At 47.5% G+C, this 5,033-nt stretch carries 6 protein-coding genes; 2 read left to right on the forward strand and 4 right to left on the reverse strand.

Going from position 1 to position 5,033, the window contains the following annotated elements:
* Positions 1-622: 622 nt before the first annotated feature.
* Together Q7V48_02510 and Q7V48_02515 are read right to left on the reverse strand one after the other, a co-directional pair.
* Positions 623-1,045: a DUF86 domain-containing protein gene (locus tag Q7V48_02510; GenBank protein ID MDO9209612.1), complete on the reverse strand. Its 423-nt coding sequence runs from the start codon at positions 1,043-1,045 to the stop codon at positions 623-625.
* Positions 1,020-1,466: a nucleotidyltransferase domain-containing protein gene (locus tag Q7V48_02515; GenBank protein MDO9209613.1), complete on the reverse strand. Its 447-nt coding sequence runs from the start codon at positions 1,464-1,466 to the stop codon at positions 1,020-1,022. Before Q7V48_02515 ends, Q7V48_02510 begins: the two co-directional genes overlap by 26 nt.
* A 337-nt stretch (positions 1,467-1,803) precedes the next feature.
* On the opposite strand from Q7V48_02515, the gene Q7V48_02520 reads away from it, so the two are divergent.
* On the forward strand, positions 1,804-2,049 hold the full coding sequence (locus Q7V48_02520) for a type II toxin-antitoxin system CcdA family antitoxin (protein ID MDO9209614.1): 246 nt from the start codon (positions 1,804-1,806) through the stop codon (positions 2,047-2,049).
* Positions 2,024-2,404: a type II toxin-antitoxin system VapC family toxin gene (locus tag Q7V48_02525; protein ID MDO9209615.1), complete on the forward strand. Its 381-nt coding sequence runs from the start codon at positions 2,024-2,026 to the stop codon at positions 2,402-2,404. Before Q7V48_02520 ends, Q7V48_02525 begins: the two co-directional genes overlap by 26 nt.
* A gap of 31 nt (positions 2,405-2,435) precedes the next feature.
* Here Q7V48_02525 and Q7V48_02530 read toward each other — a convergent pair whose 3' ends face one another.
* The gene (locus tag Q7V48_02530) at positions 2,436-3,518 is read right to left on the reverse strand and encodes a hypothetical protein (GenBank protein MDO9209616.1); all 1,083 of its coding nucleotides are present in this window, start codon (positions 3,516-3,518) and stop codon (positions 2,436-2,438) included.
* 145 nt (positions 3,519-3,663) lie between these two features.
* Complete coding sequence (locus tag Q7V48_02535) at positions 3,664-4,878, reverse strand: argininosuccinate synthase (GenBank protein ID MDO9209617.1); 1,215 nt, start codon at positions 4,876-4,878, stop codon at positions 3,664-3,666.
* Positions 4,879-5,033 lie beyond the last annotated feature (155 nt).

Here is a 5,033-nt window from a genome sequence, read left to right on the forward strand (position 1 = left end):
TGTGCCCTCATAGTTTCGTAGGTCGGTATCCTTGAAGGCAACCTGTCTGCCATCGGCCATTGTCCGAAACTCAGAGAGAGGAATCTCTTTCATCTCCTCTATCCTGTTCTGGTGCATCCTCAGGATGGTTACATACTTTAGGCCGGAAAGAGAGGGACGCCCTTAAATTATTCAATTGGCAGGGGGGCGTCTGACATGATTCGCGGTGCCCTTTTTGCTTTTGGGTGGTGTAGGTTCCGAATAACTTACAGTGGTTTTCTATTTCCAAAAACTCAAATATTCGAGCCAATTTCTCATATCCTCAGAGGTCAACGAGAAAATAGAGTTTGGGGTCCGGTCTTGTTTGTTGACTTTTCTTTTTTCCTTTATTATCCAACACAGAAGGTGGACTCTCAAATGTAAAGGGGGACATCCGCCTGTCACGAGAAAAAAGTTCACGCTTACACTTAACGTTTATGAGATTAGGCGGTAAGAACGTGGAAGCGGGGGGGGGTTGGAGGACGCTCGGGCAGAATGTTCTAAACAATTTCAATACATGTTCTGCACGAATGGCTTGCGATTTGCCCGGGCAGGCGGGAATCCAGGGTGAGGGTCATTGCTGGGGAAGTACCGTGAATGTATTTCATCCTTTTGCCCGGTAGATCTTCTTCAGATTAGCAATCAACTTTTTAATATCCTTTAAGTTCCTCTTGAGGACTCCATAGACAATTTCGTCATTAATTCTGTCGTATCCATGAACAATTATATTTCTCATGCCTATCATCTTATCCACAAGGGTCATGAATTCAGATGAGAAAATCTTCTTTTCGGCGAGGATTAAAAAAACCTCCCTATTATTCCCCGGCTCCCTGAATCTTTTCTCGGCAATGATCATTTTCCCCACATCAATAAACGCTTCAATGATCTTCTGGAGATTCCGCTCCGCAGCGTCTCTGTCTTTCCAGGAGTTTCTGTATTGATCAAGACTTGGATTTTCTCTCCTTATTGCTGACAATTTTTGGAGGGAATCTTCGATGAGTTCAAACTTCCTGGTGTATATGTCCATATTTCTTCTTCCTTAAATGCTGGAGAAACGACTTAAAATCAAAATATTCACCTTTGACGGTATTTTCAAATTCAATCCTCTCCAAGGTGTCCTTTTCATACAAAAGTATTCCCTCTGTAATGACTTTATACTGAAGGGTCAGGGGGACAAACTTCCCCCTGAGATCAAGAATACTTATTTCTCTTCGGGTACCTTTTTCCCTGAGAAGCTTGTCGATAACGCCTTCTACTTTTGCTATCAAAATGAGTCTTTCTTCTTCATCGATTTTATGCGACGGGAGAATAGCGATATCAACATCACTCTCCTCCCTTAATCGGCCTTTAACGGATGAACCATAGAGATATAACGCGGTTAGCTCTTCCGCTACTACAGAGGAAATGTCTTTTAATTCCAATTCATTGATTATCATTTTTAGGTCCATAATAATATTACAACTCCATTGGGTGGAAATTGAATGGATCCTCCAATTCACAATCGGTTGAATTTTGTATTCATGGAAAGTGGGATTCTTTTTGAGTATACCCACATTCCCTTCCTGTTTCCACTATTTTTTTCCTCAGCTTCTCTCCTTTCCTGATTTAGCAACATAAAGAATGGGGGCCGCCCTTAAATTATTCAATTGATAGAGGGCGTCCGAAAAGATTCGCGGGGCCCTTTCCCGCCCCATCCCCTTTTCCAAGAATCCCCAAAGTATTATCCATCGATACTCCTTGACAGTATTACCATAGGGTCCTATAATGGTAAAAAAGGGGGGGAACATGGGCCTCATAAAAACATCCATCACGATTCCCGAAGAGGTTTATAAGGAAGTCAAAAAGGCATCCAAAAATTTCAGTGCGGTGGCGACGGAGGCTTTAAAAGATTACCTTAAAAAGGAAAAAGTGCAGAAGGCCATTGCCAGTTTTGGTAGTTGGGAAAGACGCCCCAAGAAAAGCGTAGATTTCGTCAGCGAAATGAGGAGGGAAGAAGGCCGCAACTATGCAGACCGTACTCATCGACACTGATGTGGCCATAGATTTCCTGAGGGGAGAATCGTATGCCCGGGATTTCCTCATCCCCTTCTGGGATATGAATAGAGCCTATTTGAGCGTGCTGTCCATCTATGAACTTTATGCGGGCATGAAGGAAAAAGAAAGAGAGTCAACGGATGATTTTATCGGGGCCTGCCTGATTGAGCCCGTTTCCCAAGAAATTGCGGCCAAAGGCGGAGAATTGAGAGCCTCTTATCGCGAGAAAGGGATGACGCTGACAGCCATTGATTGTTTAATCGCTTCCACAGCCATCCTGCAAGGTCACAAAATCGCCACCCGGAATGCTCGCCACTACCCAGACAAGAAACTACTCCTGAACTTACCATAAACCCGAACAAGGTTGAATAGAGGGAAAACTTTCAATTTTTGAGAGAGGCCTCGAAGGAAATCTCCACTTCCTTGGAAAAATCGCTCTCGTTTCGGGAGGGACTGGAATCCACAGCTTGCAGACGATAAATGTAGGAACGCTGAAGATCGGCTGAACCATCGAGGAAATAAGGTTCCATAATCAACCGGGGATTCATCTTCACAAATTCCTTTCCCTCTTTTTCGCGGCGGTAAAGGTTATAGCCGGCAATGTCCGGCTCGGGATTTTCATCCCAGCGTAACGCCACGCCATCTTCCTGCCAAACCGCCACCAGGCCAGTCGGTACTGAAGGGGGAAGACGTTTTTCTGGAACTCCCTGGACTACAGCCGAACTCGGGCCTTCGATGAGGGTCCCCCGAAAATTCCGCACGGTGCGCACTTCATAGGAGTACTGCTTTCCCAGTTCAACTTTTCCATCCCAGTATCTCTTGTCCGGGATAGGGTCGGCGTTCAGGGGAGAGAGCGAAAAAAGTTCCCCTTCGCTCCTGCGATAAATGTTGAATCCTTTGAAATCTACCATCTCCCGTCTGTCAACCAAGAGAGAAACGGGCTCCCAGGTAATTTCCAAGGCCCGGTCTTCCTTCCGCAAATTAACCTTGCCGGGAGCGGCTGGAGGATCATCCCAAAAGATCTTTACCCGGTTCGACTCAGGGCTGGGAGATCGATAAAGATTGTAACCTTGGACAAAGTAAGTGTATTCGTTCTGAGGCCTAACGGCCGTGTCCTGCCATAGTACCATTCCTCTTTCGAGCCGAGCCCCTTTGGGAAAGTCCATATCGATTTCCGCCACTGGCTCAAAGTTAAGGGAACATGGCTCACAGGGACCTGAGGTCAAAGGGCGAGCCTGTCGCAATACTTTAAAGCCTAACAGGTCCGTTAGCCTGGAGCCATCGATATTTCTTGTGGGAACCGTCCACCTTAAAAAGATCTTCCCTTCTTTCGGCCAAACCTGAAGATCGAAGACCGGCGCCGGTATCGTGCTATCCGGTGCAAGGGGTGAAGCTTTCTTGCCGCATCCCCCAAAAAACAGTGAGAGGAGAAGTATTAAGAATATTGTAGGAATGCTTCTTTTCAAGGGGGATGGAAACCCCCTCACCCCATCCCTCTCCCCCGCGTGCGGGGGAGAGGGATGGGTGAGGGGGGAAACGTTGAGCCGATGGAATTTAAATGCATTTCTCATGGGAAGGCTTGGCGAATCGGAAAAAGGGAATTCTGAAAAATTAGCCACCGCGCTTTTCTTTGATCAGCGCCCGGATCCGGAGCCGCAAAGCATTCAAGCGAATGAACCCGCCGGCATCCTTCTGGTCATAAACCTGATCTTCCTCGAAGGTGGCATAATCACAAGAGTAAAGGGAATCGGCAGATTTTCTCCCGGTTACCATACAATTGCCCTTGAATAGCTTCAACCGGGCGGTACCGGTGACCGAGCGCTGGGCTTCATCGATCATCTTCTGCAAAACCTCTCGTTCGGGAGAGAACCAATATCCATAATAGACCATCTCGGAGTAACGGGGGATGAGGGAATCTCTCAGGTGCATCACCTCCCGGTCCATGGTTATGGACTCGACCGCCCGGTGGGCGCCATGGAGGATCGTCCCTCCAGGAGTTTCGTAAACTCCCCGGGATTTCATGCCCACATAACGGTTTTCCACCATGTCCACCCGCCCGATACCGTTCTCTCCCCCCAGGCGATTCAGTTCGCCTAAAAGTTGGGCAGGGGACATCTGCTGGCCGTTCACGGCCACGGGATTTCCCTGTTCAAAATCGATCTCCACATAGATGGGTTTATCAGGGGCTTTTTCTGGAGACCGGCTTAGGACAAACATGTCCTCCGGTGGCTCCATCCAGGGATCTTCCAAAATTCCTCCTTCAAAACTGATGTGGAGCAAGTTTCGGTCGCTGCTATAGGGTTTTTGGGGGGTAACCGGCACCGGGATCCCGTGTTTTTCTGCATACTGAATCAAATCCGTACGGGATTTAAAGTCCCAAATTTTCCAAGGAGCAAGGATCTGAATGCGCGGGCTTAAGGCTAAGTAAGTGATTTCGAAGCGGACTTGGTCGTTTCCTTTTCCCGTGGCGCCGTGAGCGACGGCGTCCGCCCTTTCTGCTGCGGCAATTTCCACTTGGCGTTTGGCGATCAAGGGGCGGGCGATGGAGGTCCCCATCAAGTAGCCGCCTTCATAGATGGCATTGGCCCGGAGCATGGGAAAAATGAAATCCCGGACAAATTCCTCTCTCAGGTCTTCCACATAAACCTTGCTCGCTCCGCTCTTGAGCCCTTTTTCCCGCAGGCCCTCAAGCTCCTCTTCCTGGCCTAAGTTGGCCACAAAGGCCACGACTTCACAACCGTAGGTTTCCCGCAGCCATTGCAAAATCACCGAAGTGTCTAATCCGCCGGAATAAGCCAGAACGACTTTTTTTATTTTTTCTTTCATCTTGGTTTCCTATCAATGAGTGTGAGTGTCAGTGTGAGTGTGAATGTCATTTACTGACCCTGACACTTTATTTTTTGTAACACTTTAGCTCTTTGAAAAATTTGGCTAAAGTTCAATGCAAAATGCAAAAGTTAAATTGAAAATTTCAAAATGAT

This window comes from Deltaproteobacteria bacterium (genome assembly GCA_030654105.1).
GTDB lineage: Bacteria > Desulfobacterota > SM23-61 > SM23-61 > SM23-61 > JAHJQK01.

Bases quoted from the DNA above. Each gene is read 5' to 3' on its own strand.
- Q7V48_02510 (MDO9209612.1), bottom strand. From the start codon at position 1,045: ATGGACATATACACCAGGAAGTTTGAACTCATCGAAGATTCCCTCCAA.
- Q7V48_02515 (MDO9209613.1), bottom strand. From the start codon at position 1,466: ATGGACCTAAAAATGATAATCAATGAATTGGAATTAAAAGACATTTCC.
- Q7V48_02520 (MDO9209614.1), top strand. From the start codon at position 1,804: ATGGGCCTCATAAAAACATCCATCACGATTCCCGAAGAGGTTTATAAG.
- Q7V48_02525 (MDO9209615.1), top strand. From the start codon at position 2,024: ATGCAGACCGTACTCATCGACACTGATGTGGCCATAGATTTCCTGAGG.
- Q7V48_02535 (MDO9209617.1), bottom strand. From the start codon at position 4,878: ATGAAAGAAAAAATAAAAAAAGTCGTTCTGGCTTATTCCGGCGGATTA.